Here is a 16,454-nt window from a genome sequence, read left to right on the forward strand (position 1 = left end):
CCTACGTCGTCCTGCTGAAAGGAGCCTGGAACCCGTGCAGCGAAAGGCGTACGTGCCCGGTCTCGCGCTCCTGGTGGCGCTCGCGTCCGGCTGCTCGGCGGCCTCGGGCGGCGACAGCTCCACCGACGATTCCAAGGCGGGCGTGCCCAAGTCGGCCGCCGCGCAGCCCGGCAAGTACCGCACCCTTCCCGAGCCCTGCCGGGCCGTGAGCAAGAGTGCGCTCAAGGACATGCTGCCGGGCGCGGCCGCCCTCGCGGAGGCCGACGCCGCCAAGGAGTACGCGGGCACCGCCGACCTGACCTACGACACCGACCGACGGGTCGGCTGTCGCTGGAAGGACGAGACGGCCGACGGTGTGCGAAGGCTCACGGTCGACTTCGAGCGGGTCGTCTCCTACGACCCCGCGGTGAGCGACGACGACCAGACCAAGGAGCTGTACGGGAAGAAGGAGACGGCGGCGAACCTGCCCGCCCCCAAGAGCTCCGCACCCGCTCCGACCTCGTCCGCTGCCCCGACCCCGTCCGGCCCGCCCGTCTCCGGCGCACCCGGCACCCCGTCCGCCTCGGTGGCCCCGCCGAGCGGTTCCCCGGCCTCCCCGAGCCCCTCGGAGAGCAGCGACGGGGACAGCCTCCAGCCGCGCCGGCTGAGCGGGCTCGGTGACGCGGCGTTCCTGAACGACGTATTGTCCCCGTCCGGCTCCGACGGCGGTTCGGGGGCCGGCCAACGTACCGTCACTGTGGTCTTCCGTACGTCCAACGTGATCGTGACCATCGAGTACACCGCCCAGGCCGCGGCATCCGCCGTGGTCCCCGACAGCAAGGAGCTGCAGGAGCAGGCCCAGGCCATGGCCGGCAAGCTCGTCGAGCAGTTCAGCGAATAGCGCGCCCGCGCGAAGAACGAAGAGCGAAGGAATCATGCACCGATCAGCCCCGGCCACCCCCGAAAAGGCCCACGCCCCGGCCCCGCGCATCCGGCTCGCCCGTGTCCTCGCCTGTGCCGCCGTCCCTGTGATGCTCGTCGCAGTGGGCTGCTCCTCCGACTCGGGCGGCGACAAGAAGACGGACTCGTCGTCCTCGTCCTCGTCCTCGTCGGCGTCCGGCGGCGCGCAGGCCTCCTCGTCGCCCTCGCTCGCCCCGGCGAAGTTCAAGAAGCTCCCCGAGGCGTGCCAGACGATCGGCGCGGGGTCGATCGACAAGTACGTCCCGAAGGCGAAGACGAAGGCGGGCGAGGTCGGCAAGACCACGGACCCGCAGGCCCAGGCGAGCTGCACCTGGAACGGCCTCGACGACAAGGGCGTCCAGGGCTCGCTCTACCGCTGGCTCGACATCGACCTCAAGCGCTACGACTCCACGCAGGGCCTCGGCACCGGCGACTCGCTGGCCCAGAAGCAGTTCGACCGGGCCGTCTCGGCCGCTCAGTCGACGGCCGACGCGAAGAACGTGAAGACCTCGCCGGTCCCCGGCCTCGGCGACCAGGCGACCGCGATCACCTTCGACCTGAAGAAGACCGACGCGGACTTCAAGTACGGCGTCGTGGTGGTCCGCACCGCCAACGTCGTGCTCGCCGTCGACTACAACGGCACCGGCTACCAGGGCGCGGACGCCCCCCAGACCAACGAGGTCCAGGAGGGCGCCACCGTCACCGCCAAGGAGGCGGTCACCGCGGTGGCCACCGCGAACAACAAGTAGCGCTCGCGCAACGATACGGAGTCCGGCCCTCCCCTGTGGGCCGGACTCCGTACGCATGTGCCAGGCTGTGCCCGCCAGTTGCTTGACAAGGGGAGGGGGCGCGGGTGGCCGCGACTCAGCTGACACGCACGCACCGCATTCTGATCGGGGTGGTGGTCGCGGGTGCCGTGGTGATCGCCGGGATCGGTTTCGCGGGTTCGTACGCGGCGGTCCGCGAGCTCGCGCTCAAGAAGGGCTTCGGGAACTTCTCCTACGTCTTCCCGATCGGGGTCGACGCGGGCATCTGTGTGCTGCTCGCCCTCGACCTGCTCCTGACCTGGATGCGCATCCCGTTCCCGCTCCTGCGCCAGACCGCCTGGCTGCTCACGGCCGCCACGATCGCCTTCAACGGCGCCGCCGCCTGGCCGGACCCGCTGGGCGTGGGCATGCACGCGGTCATCCCGGTGCTGTTCGTGGTCTCCGTCGAGGCGGCCCGGCACGCGGTCGGCCGGATCGCCGACATCACCGCCGACAAGCACATGGAAGGCGTCCGCCTCACCCGCTGGCTGCTCTCCCCCGTCCCCACCTTCCTGCTGTGGCGCCGCATGAAACTGTGGGAGCTGCGCTCCTACGAGCAGGTCATCAAGCTCGAACAGGACCGCCTCGTCTACCGCGCCCGCCTCCAGTCCGTCTACGGCCGCGCCTGGCGCCGCAAGGCCCCCGTCGAATCCCTCATGCCGCTGCGCCTCGCGAAGTTCGGCGTGCCGCTCGCCGAGACCGCCCCGGCCGGGCTCGCCGCCGCCGGCATGGAGCCGGTGCTGCTTCCGCCCGCGCCGGTGATCGTGCAGCACGAGGCGCAGCCCGAACTGCCCCCGGCCCACAACCGCTCCGCTCCCGAGGAGCCCCCGCGCCAGGCCCAGGACCAGGCCAAGACCCAGGCCCCGCAGCTCGAGGCGGAGCAGCCCACCACGCACGAGAGCCCCTGGTTCGCCGCCCAGCACGTCTCGCCCGAGGTGTACGAGGGCACGTACGACCCGGCCTTCGCGGAGGCGGAAGCAGAAGCGGATGCGGAAGCCGAGCTCCAGCCGGGCCAGGACCCGGGCCAGGAGCAGGAGCAGGAGCAGGAGCCCGTGATGGTCCCGGCGGGCCCCGGCCGCGAACGCCGCCTCGGTGTCCCCGGCCCCCGCGCGGCCGGCCCGCAGCCCGTGCCGGAGCAGCCGGCCCAGCAGCAGGCCCCCGCCGCACCCGCCCCCACGGACGCCGAGTTCAACGAGTTCGCGGAGACGGCCTACGAGGTCTTCCGCCAGTACTCGAACCAGTACAGCAACTACCCCACCGTCGAGGTGCTCGACATACACCTCACCGACAGCCACGGGGTCAGCTACCCCGACAGCGCGGCCCTGCTGCGCAAGCTGCACCCCCAGTTCAAGCAGCGCTTCCAGGCGGAGCTCACCGAGGACCACATCGCCTGACGGTACGTCAACACGCATACAGCCAGGTCCACTTGGGGCAAACACCGAGGGCCGCCACCCGGAATCGGGTGGCGGCCCTCGGCCATGCCGTACGTCAGGCGGCGAGCAGCTTGCGCACCCGGTCCGCGCCGACGGCGAGCAGCAGGGTGGGCAGGCGCGGCCCCGTCTCACGGCTCACCAGGAGCTTGTAGAGCAGCGCGAAGAACGAGCGCTGGGCCACCTTCAGCTCGGGCGTCGGCTTGGCGTCGGGGGCCAGGCCCGCCATCACCTTCGGCACGCCGTAGACGAGCGTGGTGAGCCCGTCGAGCGACCAGTGCGAGTCCAGGCCCTCGACCAGCAGCCGCAGCGATTCGCGGCCCTCGTCGTCGAGCGAGCCGAGCAGCTCAGTGTCCGGCTCCTCGCGGACCAGGGTGCGCTGGTCGGCCGGGACCTGGGTGGTGATCCAGTTCTCGGCGCGGTCCAGGCGCGGGCGCACCTGGTCGAGCGAGGTGACCGGGTTCGCCGGGTCCAGCTCGGTGAGGATGCGCAGGGTCTGGTCCTCGTGGCCCGCGGTGATGTCCACCACCGAGGCCAGCGTGCGGTACGGCAGCGGGCGCGGGGTCCGCGGCAGCTCACCGGCGGCCGTGCGGGCGGCCCGGGCGTACGCGGCGGCGTCGGCGGGCAGCACCGAGCCGTCGGCGACCTTCGCCTCCAGCTTGTCCCACTCGTCGTACAGCCGCTGGATCTCCTGGTCGAAGGCGATCTTGAACGACTGGTTCGGGCGACGGCGCGCGTACAGCCAGCGGAGCAGCTGCGGCTCCATGATCTGCAACGCGTCGGCCGGGGTCGGCACGCCGCCCTTGGACGACGACATCTTGGCCATGCCGCTGATGCCGACGAACGCGTACATCGGGCCGATCGGCTGGACACCGTCGAAGATCGACACGATCTGGCCGCCGACCTGGAACGACGAGCCGGGCGAGGAATGGTCCACACCGGACGGCTCGAAGATCACGCCCTCGTACGCCCAGCGCATCGGCCAGTCGACCTTCCAGACCAGCTTGCCGCGGTTGAACTCGCTGAGCCGGACGGTCTCCGAGAACGCGCACGCGGAGCAGGAGTAGGTCAGCTCCGTGGTGTCGTCGTCGTAGGCCGAGACGACCGTGAGGTCCTTGCCGCAGCCGCCGCAGTACGGCTTGTACGGGAAGTAGCCCGTCGAGCCGGTGCCGTCGTCCTCGGCCGCCGCGCCGGAGCCCTCGGCGGCCTCCAGCTCGGCCTCGTCGACCGGCTTCTGCGACTTCTTGCCGGGGGCCTTCTTGGTCCGGTACTGCTCCAGGATCGCGTCGATGTCGCCGCGGTGCTTCATCGCGTGCAGCACCTGGTCGCGGTAGACGCCGGTCGTGTACTGCTCGGTCTGGCTGATGCCGTCGTACTCGACGCCCAGCTCCGCCAGGGCCTCGATCATCGCGGCCTTGAAGTGCTCGGCCCAGCTCGGGTGCGCCGAACCCACCGGCGCCGGGACCGAGGTCAGCGGCCGGCCGATGTGCTCGTTCCACGACTCGTCGACACCCGCGACGCCCGCCGGCACCTTGCGGTAGCGGTCGTAGTCGTCCCACGAGATCAGGTGGCGGACCTCGTAGCCACGGCGGCGGATCTCGTCCGCGACCAGGTGCGGGGTCATGACCTCGCGCAGGTTGCCCAGGTGAATGGGGCCGGAGGGGGAGAGTCCGGACGCGACGACGACCGGTTTGCCAGGCGCACGTCGCTCCGACTCGGCGATGACATCGTCCGCGAAACGGGAGACCCAGTCGGTCTCTGTGCTGCTCTGAGCCACGGTCGGCACGTCCTTCTTTCTCGTAATGCCTTCGTCTGCCTCGGAGAGGCTGGCACGCCCATTCTCCCAGACGGAACGAGCTCCTCCGGGGTTGCCCGTATCTCAGGAGAAAGAGGAGGGGCCCGCGTGGGAGAATCGGGGGGCAATCGTCCTCACTTCCGACAGGAACGGCACCTCATGGCCTCGGTCCATTCCCTCGCTTCCACTGTCCAGCAGCGCCTGGCGGACGCCCTCTCGGCTGCCCTGCCGGAGGCCGGCTCCACCGACCCGCTGCTGCGCCGAAGCGACCGGGCCGACTTCCAGGCCAACGGCATCCTGGCGCTCGCCAAGAAACTCAAGGGCAACCCGCGCGAGCTCGCGACCAAGGTCGTCGACCAGGTCCAGGGCGACGCGATCAAGGAGATCGAGGTCTCGGGACCCGGCTTCCTCAACATCACGCTCGCCGACCGGGCGATCATCGAGACGCTCGCGGCCCGGGCGGCCGACGACCGGCTCGGCGTGCCGCTGAAGGAGCACCCGGGCGTCACGGTCATCGACTACGCGCAGCCCAACGTGGCCAAGGAGATGCACGTCGGCCACCTGCGCTCGGCGGTCATCGGCGACGCGCTGCGCGGCATGCTCGACTTCACCGGCGAGAAGACGATCGGCCGGCACCACATCGGCGACTGGGGCACCCAGTTCGGCATGCTCATCCAGTACCTGATCGAGAACCCCGGCGAGCTGGCCCCGCCGCAGGACGTCGACGGCGAGCAGGCCATGTCGAACCTGAACCGGGTGTACAAGGCCTCGCGCGCGGTCTTCGACTCCGACGAGGAGTTCAAGGAGCGGGCCCGCAAGCGGGTCGTCGCCCTGCAGTCCGGCGACAAGGAGACCCTGGAGCTGTGGCAGCAGTTCGTGGACGAGTCGAAGGTCTACTTCTACTCGGTCTTCGAGAAGCTGGACATGGAGATCCGGGACGACGAGATCGTCGGCGAGTCGGCGTACAACGACCTGATGCCGGAGACGGCCCGGCTCCTTGAGGAGTCCGGTGTCGCGGTGCGCTCCGAGGGCGCGCTCGTGGTCTTCTTCGACGAGATCCGGGGCAAGGACGACCAGCCGGTCCCGCTGATCGTGCAGAAGGCGGACGGCGGCTTCGGCTACGCGGCGTCCGACCTCTCGGCGATCCGGAACCGGGTCACCGACCTGAACGCGACCTCGCTGATCTACGTCGTGGACGTGCGCCAGTCGCTGCACTTCAAGATGGTCTTCGAGGCGGCCCGCCGGGCGGGCTGGCTCGGCGACGAGGTCACCGCGCACAACATGGGCTACGGCACGGTGCTCGGCGCGGACGGCAAGCCGTTCAAGACCCGTGAGGGCGAGACGGTCAAGCTGGAGGACCTCCTGGACGAGGCCGCCGAGCGGGCCACCGCGGTCGTCCGCGAGAAGGCCGAGAAGGTGGGCCTGACCGAGGAGGAGATCGTCGAGAACGGGCGGTACGTCGGCATCGGCGCGGTCAAGTACGCGGACCTCTCCACCTCGGCGAACCGGGACTACAAGTTCGACCTGGACCAGATGGTGTCCCTGAACGGCGACACGTCCGTGTACCTCCAGTACGCGTACGCCCGGATCAAGTCGATCCTGCGCAAGTCCGAGGGCGACACCGCCGCCGCGCACCCGGAGCTCGAACTCGCCCCGGCCGAGCGGGCGTTGGGCCTGCACCTGGACGCGTTCGGTGATCTGGTCTACGAGGCGTCGGCCGAGTACGCGCCGCACAAGCTGGCGGCGTACCTGTACCAGCTGGCGTCGCTGTTCACGACGTTCTACGACCAGTGCCCGGTGATCAAGCCGCGCCCGGCGCAGGACGTGGTCGAGAACCGGCTGCTCCTCTGCGACTTGACGGCCCGGACGCTGCACCAGGGCATGGCCCTGCTCGGCATCCGGACGCCCGAGCGCCTCTAGGGTCCGCCCGGCATCAACTCCCGTGTGGGGCCGCCCGGTTCACCCGGCCTCCAGGTGGTCCCACACGTTGGTGTCCAGGCGGTACTCGTACGCCGGGCGGCCCTTGACCGCGCTGGTGCGGAACGGCTTCCCGTTGTCGTAGACCGGGATCTTGCCCGAGCGGTCACCGCTGCTCCAGGTGACCTCCAGGTACCAGCTGACGTCGTGCGCCTCGGTGTGCACCTCCAGGTCGAAGACCTCGGGGTCGGTCGTGGACACCTTGAAGGGGAAGTCCTTGGCCGGCACGACCGTGTCGGCCTGCTTGCCGGCGACCGGCTTGCCGACCGGCTGGGCCGCGTCCAGATTGATGTCGAAGCTCTGCGGGACGATGCCGCCGCCGCAGCCCGAACCCATCGAGTACGCCGTCCAGTTGAGCGGTGCCTGGCGTTCCACCACCCGCACGTTGATGCCGGTGATCACCACCGAGTCCTGGCTCTTGCCGGTCGCGGTCAGCTCCAGCTTCAGGTCACCGCCGTCGACCGCGCCAAGCGCCCGCGCCCAGGAGCGCCGGTCCTGCTCGTTCGTCGGGGGCGGCGGCACCGAACCGGGCTTCTGGTCGAGCAGGTAGAACTTGCCGCACGGCGCGTCCCAGTCGTACGAGCTGATGCCGACGCTCAGCGGAACGCCTGCCTCCGGAGTGTGCTTCTGCTGACCCTTCGGGGCCGGGCTGCCCGATGAGGGGGACGGGGAGGGTGAGCCGGACGGGCTCGGGCGCGCGCTGGGCGAACCGCTCGGCGGGCGGGCCGACGGGCTCTTGAGCAGGGGCCCGCTCTGCTTGGCGTCGGCGACCGTGGAGCTCTTGTCGTCGTCCCGCCCGGACAGGCTCGCGACGGCGACGGCGGGCACGGCGAGCGCCACGACGGCCGCCCCGATGAGCACGAGCCGCACCTTCTTGCCGCTCAGTTTCCCGCTGCTGAATCGGCCCGTACGTTTCGGGGTGGTGGGCACGACGTCGGGGAGCTCGATGGAGGAGTCCGGCGCGGTCTCCTGCTCCGCGGGCTCGGGCCGGCTTTCCTGGACCGGCTCGGGCTGGGGCTCGGGCTCCTGAACCGGCGCGGGTATGGCGGCTTCCGGCCGGGTCGTCCGGTCCGGCGCCGGCTCGGCCGCGACCGGCCCCGTGTTCGCCCCCCGCGCGCGGCGTCGCGCCTCGTCGGCCAGGATCCAGCGCCGGTGCAGTTCGACGGACTCCTCGGAGGTCGCCCCGCACAGCCGGGCGAGCCGCTCGACGGGCGCGTATTCGTTCGGGACCGCGTCGCCGTTGCAGTACCGGTGGAGCGTGGACGTACTCATGTGGAGCCTGCCCGCGAGCACTCCGTAACTGCGCCCCGAGCGGTCCTTCAACTCCCTCAGCAGCGCCGCGAACTGCTCGGACTCCGTTGTCGCCATGCCCCGGTTCCCTCCCCATCCATCCCAGGAACGCATTCCAGGGACAGGTCATTCCCCCAGGTCACAGCCGTTCCAGCGTTCCAGCTTCCCCCATTGTCCCCCGTTGATTGCGGCCCGCTCCGACCGGCCCGCAAGGTAGGTGCAGCAACCAGCCGAACAGCTCGTTCCGGGAGCAGTCCATGCGATTCCGCATCCGGTTCAACGTCGCGGATTCGATGGCCGCGGTCGTCCTGGCCGCGTCCATCGCGACCCTCATCACGCTGATCCACCACTACCGCGCCTGACGCCGACACGGCGTCCAGGACACGCACTTCACGCACTTCACGTACTACCGACACACGGGGAGCTCCACCATCATGCGTACCAACTTCCGCATCGCCGCCGCCGCGACCACCACGCTCGTCGCCGCCCTCGCCCTGACCGCCTGTGGCGGCGGTTCCGACGACGCGAAGGCGGACGGCCGGCCGGACGCCTCGTCCTCGGCCGCCGCCCCGGCGACCGGCGGCCCCGCTCCGGCGGCGGGTGACGCGGCGGGCAGCAAGGGTTCGGACGCCGACAAGGGAACGGGTACGGGCTCCGGCAAGCACACCGGCACCCCCGCCAAGTCGACCGGAAAGTCGACGAAGAAGCCCTCCGGGGGCGGCGGCACCGACGCGCCCTGCACCGGCGCCAACGTGAAGCTGACCGCGACCGCGGTGAACCGCCCGATCAACCACATCCTCCTGACCGTCACCAACACCGGCAAGACGATGTGCAACGCCTACGACGCCCCCGCCGTCTCCTTCTCCAACGCCCAGCAGTCCCCGATCGCGGTCGACAAGGACACCATCCCGCAGGCGGTGGTGTCGCTGGCTCCGGGCGCCTCCGCGTACGCGATGGTCCGCACCCTGGGCGAGGACGACGGCAGCAAGTCGTACAACACGGGCCAGGTCGTCGTGTACTTCCAGGGCAAGGTCGGCATGGAGTCCACGGGCCCCTCCGCGTACGCCGCGCTCTCCAAGAGCGTCGCGGTCGTGGACAGCCAGGCCATGGCCACCTACTGGCAGTCGGACCTGTCGTCGATCGAGGCGTGGTAGCGGGTCGGCGGGCCGGGGTTCCCCCGTGGCACAGCCGCCCGGTGGAGGTGCGCCTCAACGCAAGTTCAACCCTTGAGGGCACGCCCGAGCCGCCCGAGCCCTTCCCGGATCTCGTCCGGGGCGGAGGTCACGAAGCACAGCCGCAGCGCGGCGGCGTCCGGCACGCCCGCGAAGAAGGGCGCGCCGGGAACGTAAGCGACGTCATGCTCAACCACCGTACGCAGCAAGGCAGTTGCGTCGCTCCCCTCCGGGAGGCGGGCCCACAGGAACATGCCGCCCTCGGGCCGGTTCCAGGTGGAGCCCTCGGGCAGCGCGTCGGGGAGGCCCGCGAGCATGGCGTCGCGGCGCTCGCCGTAGGCGGCGCGGACCTTGGCGACGTGGGCGTCCAGGTCGCGGTCGGCGAGGTAGCGGGCGGCGGCGAGCTGGTTGACGGTCGGGGTGTGCAGGTCCGAGGCCTGCTTGGCGATCACACAGGCCCGCAGCAGCGCGCGGGGCGCCCGCACCCAGCCGAGGCGAAGCCCCGGCGCCATGATCTTCGAGTAGCTGCTGAGCAGCACGGTCCGGTCGGCGGCGTCCTCGTACGACGAGATCCACGGCACGTGCTCGCCCTCGTAGCGCAGCTCGCCGTACGGGTCGTCCTCGACGATCCACAGCCCGCGCCGCACGGCCACGTCGGCGACCGCGCGACGCCGCTCGGCGGTCATGGTGCGGCCGGTGGGGTTCTGGAAGGTGGGCACGCAGTAGAAGAGCTTGGGCCGCTCGCGCGCGACGAGTTCATCGAGGGCGGCGGGGTCGGGCCCGTCGCCGTCGCAGGGCACGGCGATGACGCGGGCACCCGCGAAGCCGAACACCTGCAACGCGGCGAGGTAGCAAGGATCTTCCACGAGCACCACATCGCCGGGTTCGATCAGAGCGGCGGCGAGGAGGGTGAGGCCCTGCTGCGAGCCTGTGGTTATCAGCAGGTCGTCGGCGCCGGTGGCGAGCCCGCGCGCGCTGAGCCGGGCGGCCGTCGCGGCCCGCAGCGCCGGGCTGCCCTCGGTGGTCGAGTACTGCAGAGCGGTCGCCGCCTCCCCCTCCATCACGGCACGGAAGGCGGCGGCCATGCCCTCGCGGTCGAACAGCTCGGGCGCGGGGAGCCCGCCCGCGAACGAGATCACCTCGGGCCGGGCGGTCAGCGCGAGGATCTCCCGCACGGGCGAGGACCCGACGGACGCGGCCCGCGCGGCGAGCACGGGCACGGCGGCGGCCTCTGCGGCTCCGTTCGGCTTTGCGGCTCCGGCCGGTTCGGCGGCTCCGGCCAGCTCTGCGGCTGCCGATGAGGAGGCGGGCATGGGGCGACTCCTGTCAGTTGCTCGGACGTCCAAGTACCCGCACCCTATGCAGCGCCCGGCCACCGCGATCAGGCCATTCCACGATCCGGGCGGGCGCGGGAGGGGCGGGGTGGGGGGTGGCGGTCTGGGAGGTCGTACGGGGCGTACGGGCCGCGGCGTGCTCCGCCGACCGGGCCACCGGCTGGACCGCTGTGCGGGAGGGCTCACGGGCGGGCGTAAGGACCGCGACCTGCTGCGATGTTCGGGCCACAGGCGGCGGCGCTGTCCGCGCCACCGCAATGGCCGCTCTCCGAGCCACGTCCCGAGGCACCACCCGACCCACTGCCACAGCCCCCGCCCTCCCCGCCGTCCGGGCAGACGAACTCGCACCAGACCACCTTCCCCTGGTCCCGCTCCCCCACGCCCCACTTGTCGGCCATCGCATCCACGAGCAGAAGCCCCCGCCCGCCCTCGTCGGCCACGTCCGCAACCTGGGGCACCCCGCCCCCACTGTCGTGCACCTCGACCCGCAGTACGGCCCCTTCACGAAGTCTCAGCCGCAGCAGCAGCCCCCGCCCCGCAGGCACCCCGTGCAGCAACGCGTTGGTGGCGAGCTCGCTGACGCAGAGCAGCACGTCGTCGATGCGGTGAAAGAACCCCCAGTCGGCGACGGCCGCCGAGGCGAAGTTCCTTGCGGCGGGGACGGATTGGCGGCAGCGGGGGTAGAAACGCTGCCGCATTTCGTTGTCGGTCATGGGGGGAGCGTTTCGGAGCGGAGGCCTCCGGCTGGAGGGCTGGGACCCGTACAAGAATTTTGTACGGGTCCGATACGCATGACACGCCTTTGCTGATGGGGAGTTGGGGGTTATGCACCCCAGGAAGAACACATCGGCGATGCGCATGGTGGGCGCCCAGCTCGCCTGCTTCAGGCGAGCCGCGGGCTACACCCAGCGAGCGCTCGCCGAGCTGGTGTGCGCAGACGCGGAAACGATCGCCTCGATCGAGCAGGGGCGGCGGGTCCTGAAGCCCGAACTCGCCCGCGAATTGGATGCGTTGCTGGACACCAAGGGCGCGCTGATGGCGGCGGTCGAGAACATGCCGGAGGTGGACCGGTATCCGCTGTGGGCGGAGCAGTACATGGACGAGGAGCAGCGGGCCATCGCGCTCAGCTTCTACGCGAACCAGGTGCTTCCGGGCCTGCTCCAGAACGAGGAGTATGCCCGGGCGGTGTTCCGCTGCCGCGTCCCGTCCTTCAGCGAGGACGAGATCACCTTCCAGGTCGGCGCCCGCCTCGACCGCCAAGACATACTGCACCGCAAGGTGCCGCCGTCGCTGAGCTTCGTCCTCTCGGAGGCGATCATTCGCGACCGGCTGGGCGGGCACGCCGTGTACAAGGGGATGCTCCGCCATCTCCTTGAGTGCGCCCGCCTCCCCGGCCTAGCCCTCCAGATCATGCCGCTCGGACGCGAAACTCATGCGGCATTGGCGGGGCCCTTCATCCTGCTGGAAACCCCTGAACTCCAGCACCTCGCGTACACCGAGACTCAGCGGGGCAGCCAGTTCGTGGCCGACCCTGACGAGGTAAGCATCCTGGCGCGCAAGTATGCGATGCTGCGAACACAGGCCCTCAACACCGAAGAGTCGATGGGCCTGTTGGACCGGCTGCTAGGAGAGCTATGAGCGACGCACTGGAGTGGTTCAAGTCCAGCTACAGCAGCGACGAGGGCGGCGAGTGTCTCGAAGTCGCGTGCGTCTGGCGCAAGTCGAGCTACAGCGGAAGCGAAGGCAGCGAATGCGTGGAGGTGGCAACCCATGCGTCCGCCGTCCACGTCCGCGACTCCAAGAACCCGGAGGGACCCAGCTTCACCGTGAGCCCCACCACATGGCAGGGCTTTGTAGCACAGCTCTGAACTCCGGGCTGGCAAGGCCCCGTTGGGCAAACCGCTAAGCGGGCTTGCGAAGCCCGGTGCGGCACAGCGCCCTTAAGTGGCGCGGGGAACTGCGCGACCAGCCACAGACGGCCCGGAGTCGAATGCCATCACGTCCCGCGGAACTCTTGGGAGAGCAATGAGCATCGCGCCTACGTGGTTCAAGTCGAGCTACAGCACCGAACAGGGCGGCAACTGCCTTGAGGCCGCCTGCGTCTGGCAGAAATCGAGCTACAGCGGAAGCGACGGCGGCGAATGCGTCGAGGTGGCGACCCACCCCTCCGCCATCCACATCCACGTCCGTGACTCGAAGGCCCCCGAGGGCCCCACCCTCACCCTGAACCCCACCACCTGGCAGGACTTCGTAGCGGAACTCTGAGCTCCGAGCCCGGAACTCAGAACCCCGAATCCTGGGCCAGGGCCGTTGTCAGTGGCGGGATCTACATTCGGGGCATGGCGATGCTTGCGAATCCGCTCCCGCAGTTGACGGACGACCCGACCGGTACGGCGCTGGGCCTAGCCCTGCCTCCGGGCAGGCTGATCGGCCCGGCGGCCGAGCCGCTGCTCTGGTACGCGGATGAACCGGCCGGCCCGGAGGACTGGGCACGCCTGGCGCCGGCCCGCAGGGCAAGTGGCCTCCACCCCGTACTGCTGGGCGGAATACAGGAGTTGGCGGACTGGGAGCTGGCCCCGGGCGAGGCCTCGTACCCGGGCGACCACGACGCCGAGGACGTGCTGGCCGAGTACTGGGAGACGTACGCCGAGGAGGAGCTGGGCTACGACGCCGAGGAGTGGCCCGGCCTGGCGGAGGCCTCCGCGCTCAAGGAGGACCCGGACCGCAGGGCCGCCGAAATCGCCGGGGCGGCGATAGGCGAGGGCCATCTGAAGGGGGCCCGGATCGCCCTGGTCCCGGCCCGCCGCAGCGCCGACATCCCGGCGGCCATCGGGTGGCGCGGCGCACTGAGCCACGAGCTCGATGTGGCACGCCTGTGCGCGGTGCTGCGCTCGTGGGAGGACAGGTTCGGGGCAAGGGTGGTGGGCCTGATGCCCGACCGCCTCACGGTCTCGGTCGCGGCCCCGCCCGCCACCGAGGACGAGGCCCTGGTGCTGGCGGCAGAGCACTTCGCGTTCTGCCCGGACACGATAGAGACGGACCTGCACGAGTACGCCAACTCCCTTCCGGACAAGCGGAGTTGGACCTTCCTGTGGGACTGACTCGGGACAGCATCCGAGGCAGCACCCAGAGCAGGCCCCCGGCCGGCGCTTTAACACACCCTTAGCACAATGATCGATCATCCGAGGAGCATCATGAGCGCATGAACGAAAGACGGGCGAAGGCCGCCCCGACCGCGCCTTCGCTGCCCAAGAACCGCGCGGTGGTCATCAGCACGACGGCCATCGGTACGGCCCTGATCCTGGTCATGATCTGGCTGCTGCTCGTACCGATGCCGGAACGGCTGGACACGGAGCGGGCGTTCCGGGCGGCCAAGGACTGCGCGCCCGGGGCTGTCGCCACCGACTGCCTGCACTCCGTACCGGCGGTGATCGAGCGCACCAGGGAGAAGAACGGCAAGGCGCACGCTCACTGGATGTACGTGAAGACGGCCGAGGGCAACACGCCCACGCTCTACTTCAAGGGGGGCGAGCGGTACACGTTCGACGGGCTGGCCGGGAAGCGGATCGGCGTCACGTACTGGGAGGGCTCGGTCCGGTACATCGACTGGGCGAACGCCCGCTGGTACACGGCCGCAGACCCGCGCGGCGCCTACCGGCTCTTCCTGGCCTGGGGCCTGGCCCTGGGGACGGCAGGCCTGGGCCTGATCCTGATCGGCCTCTGGTGGGCCCGGGGCTACGCCACGACCCGGCTGCGGTACCCGTGGCAGCCGGGGGTCCTGATCATGGGCACGACCGTCCTCGGCCTGGCGGGCGGTCTGCTCCCGTGGTTCACCCACGGCTGGCGGGTGGCGCTGCTGGCGTACGGGGTGGTGGGGGCGGTCGCCGTGACAGCCTGCGCGCTCACTGCCGTAGGGCTCCACCGCGCGAACGCACGCAAGACCACGGACACGATCACGATCGCGTCGGTCGTCCCCGACGAGGAGGCCGTCTTCCCCGGGATCGTGCGCGGCGACGTCCCGTACGGAGGCGCTCTGGGCGGCGGCTACCTGATAGCCGCCGCCGACGGCCTGTCGATCATTCCCGACCCGAACTACCGGATCCACCCCAAGGTCGTACCCGCCACGCTGGAGCCGCTGAGGGTCCGCCCGCCGTACCGGACGGACCCCAAGGGCCTCGACGTGGACAACACATGCCTGGTCCTTGAATGCCAGGACGGCGACACACCGGTGTACGTGGCCGCCGCCAGGGAGTCCATGCCGCTGGTGCTGGGCGCGCTGACTGCGGCCCGTCAACTGCCGCAGCCGTAAAGGGAGTTGAAACCAAGGAACTTGGAACCCTCGCGGGTTACAGACCCTTGGCCACCTCGGTCGCCCAGTACGTGAGGATCATGTGGGCGCCGGCGCGCTTGATGCCGGTGAGGGTCTCCAGGATCGCCCGGTCGCGCTCGATCCAGCCCTTCTCGGCAGCGGCCTCGATCATCGCGTACTCGCCGCTGATCTGGTACGCCGCGACCGGCACGTCCACCGACTCGGCGACCTTGGCGAGGATGTCGAGGTAGGGCCCGGCGGGCTTGACCATGACCATGTCGGCACCCTCGTCGAGGTCCAGCGCCAACTCCCGCATGGATTCACGGGTGTTGGCGGGGTCCTGCTGGTAGGTCTTGCGGTCCCCGCGCAGGGAGGACCCGACGGCCTCACGGAAGGGCCCGTAGAAGGCGGAGGAGTACTTGGCCGTGTAGGCCAGGATGGACACGTCTTCGTGCCCGGTCTGGTCCAACGCGTCCCGGATGACGCCGACTTGGCCGTCCATCATCCCGGAAGGCCCGACGACGTGGACCCCGGCGTCGGCCTGGACCTGGGCCATCTCGGCGTAGCGCTCAAGGGTGGCGTCGTTGTCGACGCGCCCGTCCTCGTCGAGGACGCCGCAGTGGCCGTGGTCCGTGTACTCGTCGAGGCAGAGGTCGGACATGATGACGAGCTCGTCGCCGACCTCTTCCTTCACGGCGCGGATGGCGACCTGGAGGATCCCGTCGGGGTCGGTCCCGGCGGTCCCAGCGGCGTCCTTCTTCTCGTCCTCCGGCACCCCGAAGAGCATGATCCCGGCGACCCCGGCGGACACGGCCTCGACGGCGGCCTTGCGCAGGGTGTCGAGCGAGTGCTGCACGACGCCCGGCATGGCCTGGATCGGAACGGGCTCGGCGATGCCCTCCCGCACGAACGCGGGGAGGATGAGGTCGGCGGGGTGCAGCCGGGTCTCGGCGACCATGCGGCGCATGGCGGGGGTGGTGCGCAGCCGACGGGGCCGGGCCCCGGGGAAGGATCCGTACACAGTCATGCGGTACACGCTACGCCGCCGGGGAGGGGGGTCTTCCCCGCCCCGCCCCTTCCCGAGACCCTCCGGGGGTGAAGGACTCCTGGGGCTCCGCCCCAGACCCCGTTCGCGCCTTAAGGGCGCTCGTCCTCAAACGCCGGACAGGCTGAAGATGCCAGTACTGGCCAGCACCAACCCTGCTAGGGGCGCGGGGAACTGCGCGACCAGCCACCCACGGCCCGCAGCCGATCGACTACACAACCAGTCCCCACCCCCGGCGGGTTTCGGGAAGGGGCGGGGTGGGGCCAAAGGGGTCTGGGGCGGAGCCCCAGGAGCCGGGCTCCAACCCTGCGCAACGGGTGGGCGGGTGGGCGAACCCCCGGGGTCTTGGGCGGAGCC

The 16,454-nt window shown here is 70.5% G+C and carries 14 protein-coding genes and 1 pseudogene; 10 read left to right on the plus strand and 5 right to left on the minus strand.

Going from position 1 to position 16,454, the window contains the following annotated elements; translation table 11 throughout:
• Positions 1 to 34 precede the first annotated feature (34 nt).
• From OHA17_RS17115 to OHA17_RS17125, 3 genes are all read left to right on the plus strand, one after another.
• Complete coding sequence (locus OHA17_RS17115) at positions 35 to 880, plus strand: DUF3558 domain-containing protein (protein WP_406507345.1); 846 nt, start codon at positions 35 to 37, stop codon at positions 878 to 880.
• A gap of 34 nt (positions 881 to 914) precedes the next feature.
• Positions 915 to 1,688, plus strand: coding sequence for a DUF3558 domain-containing protein (locus OHA17_RS17120; RefSeq protein ID WP_406507346.1), 774 nt, complete (start codon positions 915 to 917; stop codon positions 1,686 to 1,688).
• Between the two features lie 104 nt (positions 1,689 to 1,792).
• The gene (locus tag OHA17_RS17125; protein WP_406507347.1) at positions 1,793 to 3,139 is read left to right on the plus strand and encodes a DUF2637 domain-containing protein; all 1,347 of its coding nucleotides are present in this window, start codon (positions 1,793 to 1,795) and stop codon (positions 3,137 to 3,139) included.
• Between the two features lie 94 nt (positions 3,140 to 3,233).
• Here the strand turns inward: OHA17_RS17125 and lysS are convergent, their stop codons facing one another.
• Positions 3,234 to 4,961, minus strand: a complete 1,728-nt coding sequence (lysS, locus tag OHA17_RS17130; protein WP_053728848.1) for a lysine--tRNA ligase — start codon at positions 4,959 to 4,961, stop codon at positions 3,234 to 3,236.
• Between the two features lie 168 nt (positions 4,962 to 5,129).
• Between lysS and argS the strand changes: the two genes are divergently transcribed.
• On the plus strand, positions 5,130 to 6,890 hold the full coding sequence (gene argS / locus OHA17_RS17135; RefSeq protein WP_406507348.1) for an arginine--tRNA ligase: 1,761 nt from the start codon (positions 5,130 to 5,132) through the stop codon (positions 6,888 to 6,890).
• Between the two features lie 39 nt (positions 6,891 to 6,929).
• On the opposite strand, the gene OHA17_RS17140 is transcribed toward argS, so the two are convergent.
• Positions 6,930 to 8,315 carry a helix-turn-helix domain-containing protein gene (locus OHA17_RS17140; protein ID WP_406507349.1) on the minus strand — a complete coding sequence of 462 codons (1,386 nt, stop codon included), beginning with the start codon at positions 8,313 to 8,315 and terminating at the stop codon, positions 6,930 to 6,932.
• A gap of 356 nt (positions 8,316 to 8,671) precedes the next feature.
• Here OHA17_RS17140 and OHA17_RS17145 point away from each other — a divergent pair, with 356 nt between their 5' ends.
• Complete coding sequence (locus tag OHA17_RS17145) at positions 8,672 to 9,391, plus strand: DUF4232 domain-containing protein (protein ID WP_406507350.1); 720 nt, start codon at positions 8,672 to 8,674, stop codon at positions 9,389 to 9,391.
• Between the two features lie 65 nt (positions 9,392 to 9,456).
• Here the strand turns inward: OHA17_RS17145 and OHA17_RS17150 are convergent, their stop codons facing one another.
• Together OHA17_RS17150 and OHA17_RS17155 are read right to left on the minus strand one after the other, a co-directional pair.
• Positions 9,457 to 10,722: a PLP-dependent aminotransferase family protein gene (locus OHA17_RS17150; RefSeq protein ID WP_406507351.1), complete on the minus strand. Its 1,266-nt coding sequence runs from the start codon at positions 10,720 to 10,722 to the stop codon at positions 9,457 to 9,459.
• 359 nt (positions 10,723 to 11,081) lie between these two features.
• Positions 11,082 to 11,456: pseudogene (locus OHA17_RS17155) on the minus strand (ATP-binding protein); the annotation flags it as partial.
• 112 nt (positions 11,457 to 11,568) lie between these two features.
• Between OHA17_RS17155 and OHA17_RS17160 the strand changes: the two are divergent.
• From OHA17_RS17160 to OHA17_RS17180, 5 genes are all read left to right on the plus strand, one after another.
• The gene (locus tag OHA17_RS17160) at positions 11,569 to 12,381 is read left to right on the plus strand and encodes a Scr1 family TA system antitoxin-like transcriptional regulator (protein WP_406507352.1); all 813 of its coding nucleotides are present in this window, start codon (positions 11,569 to 11,571) and stop codon (positions 12,379 to 12,381) included.
• Entirely contained in the window at positions 12,378 to 12,611 is a 234-nt protein-coding gene (locus OHA17_RS17165) for a DUF397 domain-containing protein (RefSeq protein WP_406507353.1), read from the plus strand. Before OHA17_RS17160 ends, OHA17_RS17165 begins: the two co-directional genes overlap by 4 nt.
• A 157-nt stretch (positions 12,612 to 12,768) precedes the next feature.
• Complete coding sequence (locus OHA17_RS17170) at positions 12,769 to 13,008, plus strand: DUF397 domain-containing protein (protein WP_406507354.1); 240 nt, start codon at positions 12,769 to 12,771, stop codon at positions 13,006 to 13,008.
• A 74-nt stretch (positions 13,009 to 13,082) separates the two neighbouring features.
• Positions 13,083 to 13,844 carry a DUF4253 domain-containing protein gene (locus OHA17_RS17175; protein WP_406507355.1) on the plus strand — a complete coding sequence of 254 codons (762 nt, stop codon included), beginning with the start codon at positions 13,083 to 13,085 and terminating at the stop codon, positions 13,842 to 13,844.
• A gap of 101 nt (positions 13,845 to 13,945) precedes the next feature.
• Complete coding sequence (locus OHA17_RS17180; RefSeq protein WP_406507356.1) at positions 13,946 to 15,052, plus strand: hypothetical protein; 1,107 nt, start codon at positions 13,946 to 13,948, stop codon at positions 15,050 to 15,052.
• Between the two features lie 37 nt (positions 15,053 to 15,089).
• On the opposite strand, the gene hemB is transcribed toward OHA17_RS17180, so the two are convergent.
• Complete coding sequence (gene hemB / locus OHA17_RS17185; RefSeq protein WP_406507357.1) at positions 15,090 to 16,079, minus strand: porphobilinogen synthase; 990 nt, start codon at positions 16,077 to 16,079, stop codon at positions 15,090 to 15,092.
• Positions 16,080 to 16,454 lie beyond the last annotated feature (375 nt).

Source organism: Streptomyces sp. NBC_00212, from assembly GCF_045206365.1.
In the GTDB taxonomy this organism is placed as follows: Bacteria; Actinomycetota; Actinomycetes; order Streptomycetales; family Streptomycetaceae; genus Streptomyces.

Coding starts and splice junctions, on each gene's coding strand:
- OHA17_RS17120 (WP_406507346.1), top strand. CDS start 915: ATGCACCGATCAGCCCCGGCCACCCCCGAAAAGGCCCACGCCCCGGCC.
- argS (WP_406507348.1), top strand. CDS start 5,130: ATGGCCTCGGTCCATTCCCTCGCTTCCACTGTCCAGCAGCGCCTGGCG.
- OHA17_RS17140 (WP_406507349.1), bottom strand. CDS start 8,315: ATGGCGACAACGGAGTCCGAGCAGTTCGCGGCGCTGCTGAGGGAGTTG.
- OHA17_RS17145 (WP_406507350.1), top strand. CDS start 8,672: ATGCGTACCAACTTCCGCATCGCCGCCGCCGCGACCACCACGCTCGTC.
- OHA17_RS17150 (WP_406507351.1), bottom strand. CDS start 10,722: ATGCCCGCCTCCTCATCGGCAGCCGCAGAGCTGGCCGGAGCCGCCGAA.
- OHA17_RS17160 (WP_406507352.1), top strand. CDS start 11,569: ATGCACCCCAGGAAGAACACATCGGCGATGCGCATGGTGGGCGCCCAG.
- OHA17_RS17165 (WP_406507353.1), top strand. CDS start 12,378: ATGAGCGACGCACTGGAGTGGTTCAAGTCCAGCTACAGCAGCGACGAG.
- OHA17_RS17170 (WP_406507354.1), top strand. CDS start 12,769: ATGAGCATCGCGCCTACGTGGTTCAAGTCGAGCTACAGCACCGAACAG.
- OHA17_RS17175 (WP_406507355.1), top strand. CDS start 13,083: ATGGCGATGCTTGCGAATCCGCTCCCGCAGTTGACGGACGACCCGACC.
- OHA17_RS17180 (WP_406507356.1), top strand. CDS start 13,946: ATGAACGAAAGACGGGCGAAGGCCGCCCCGACCGCGCCTTCGCTGCCC.
- hemB (WP_406507357.1), bottom strand. CDS start 16,079: ATGACTGTGTACGGATCCTTCCCCGGGGCCCGGCCCCGTCGGCTGCGC.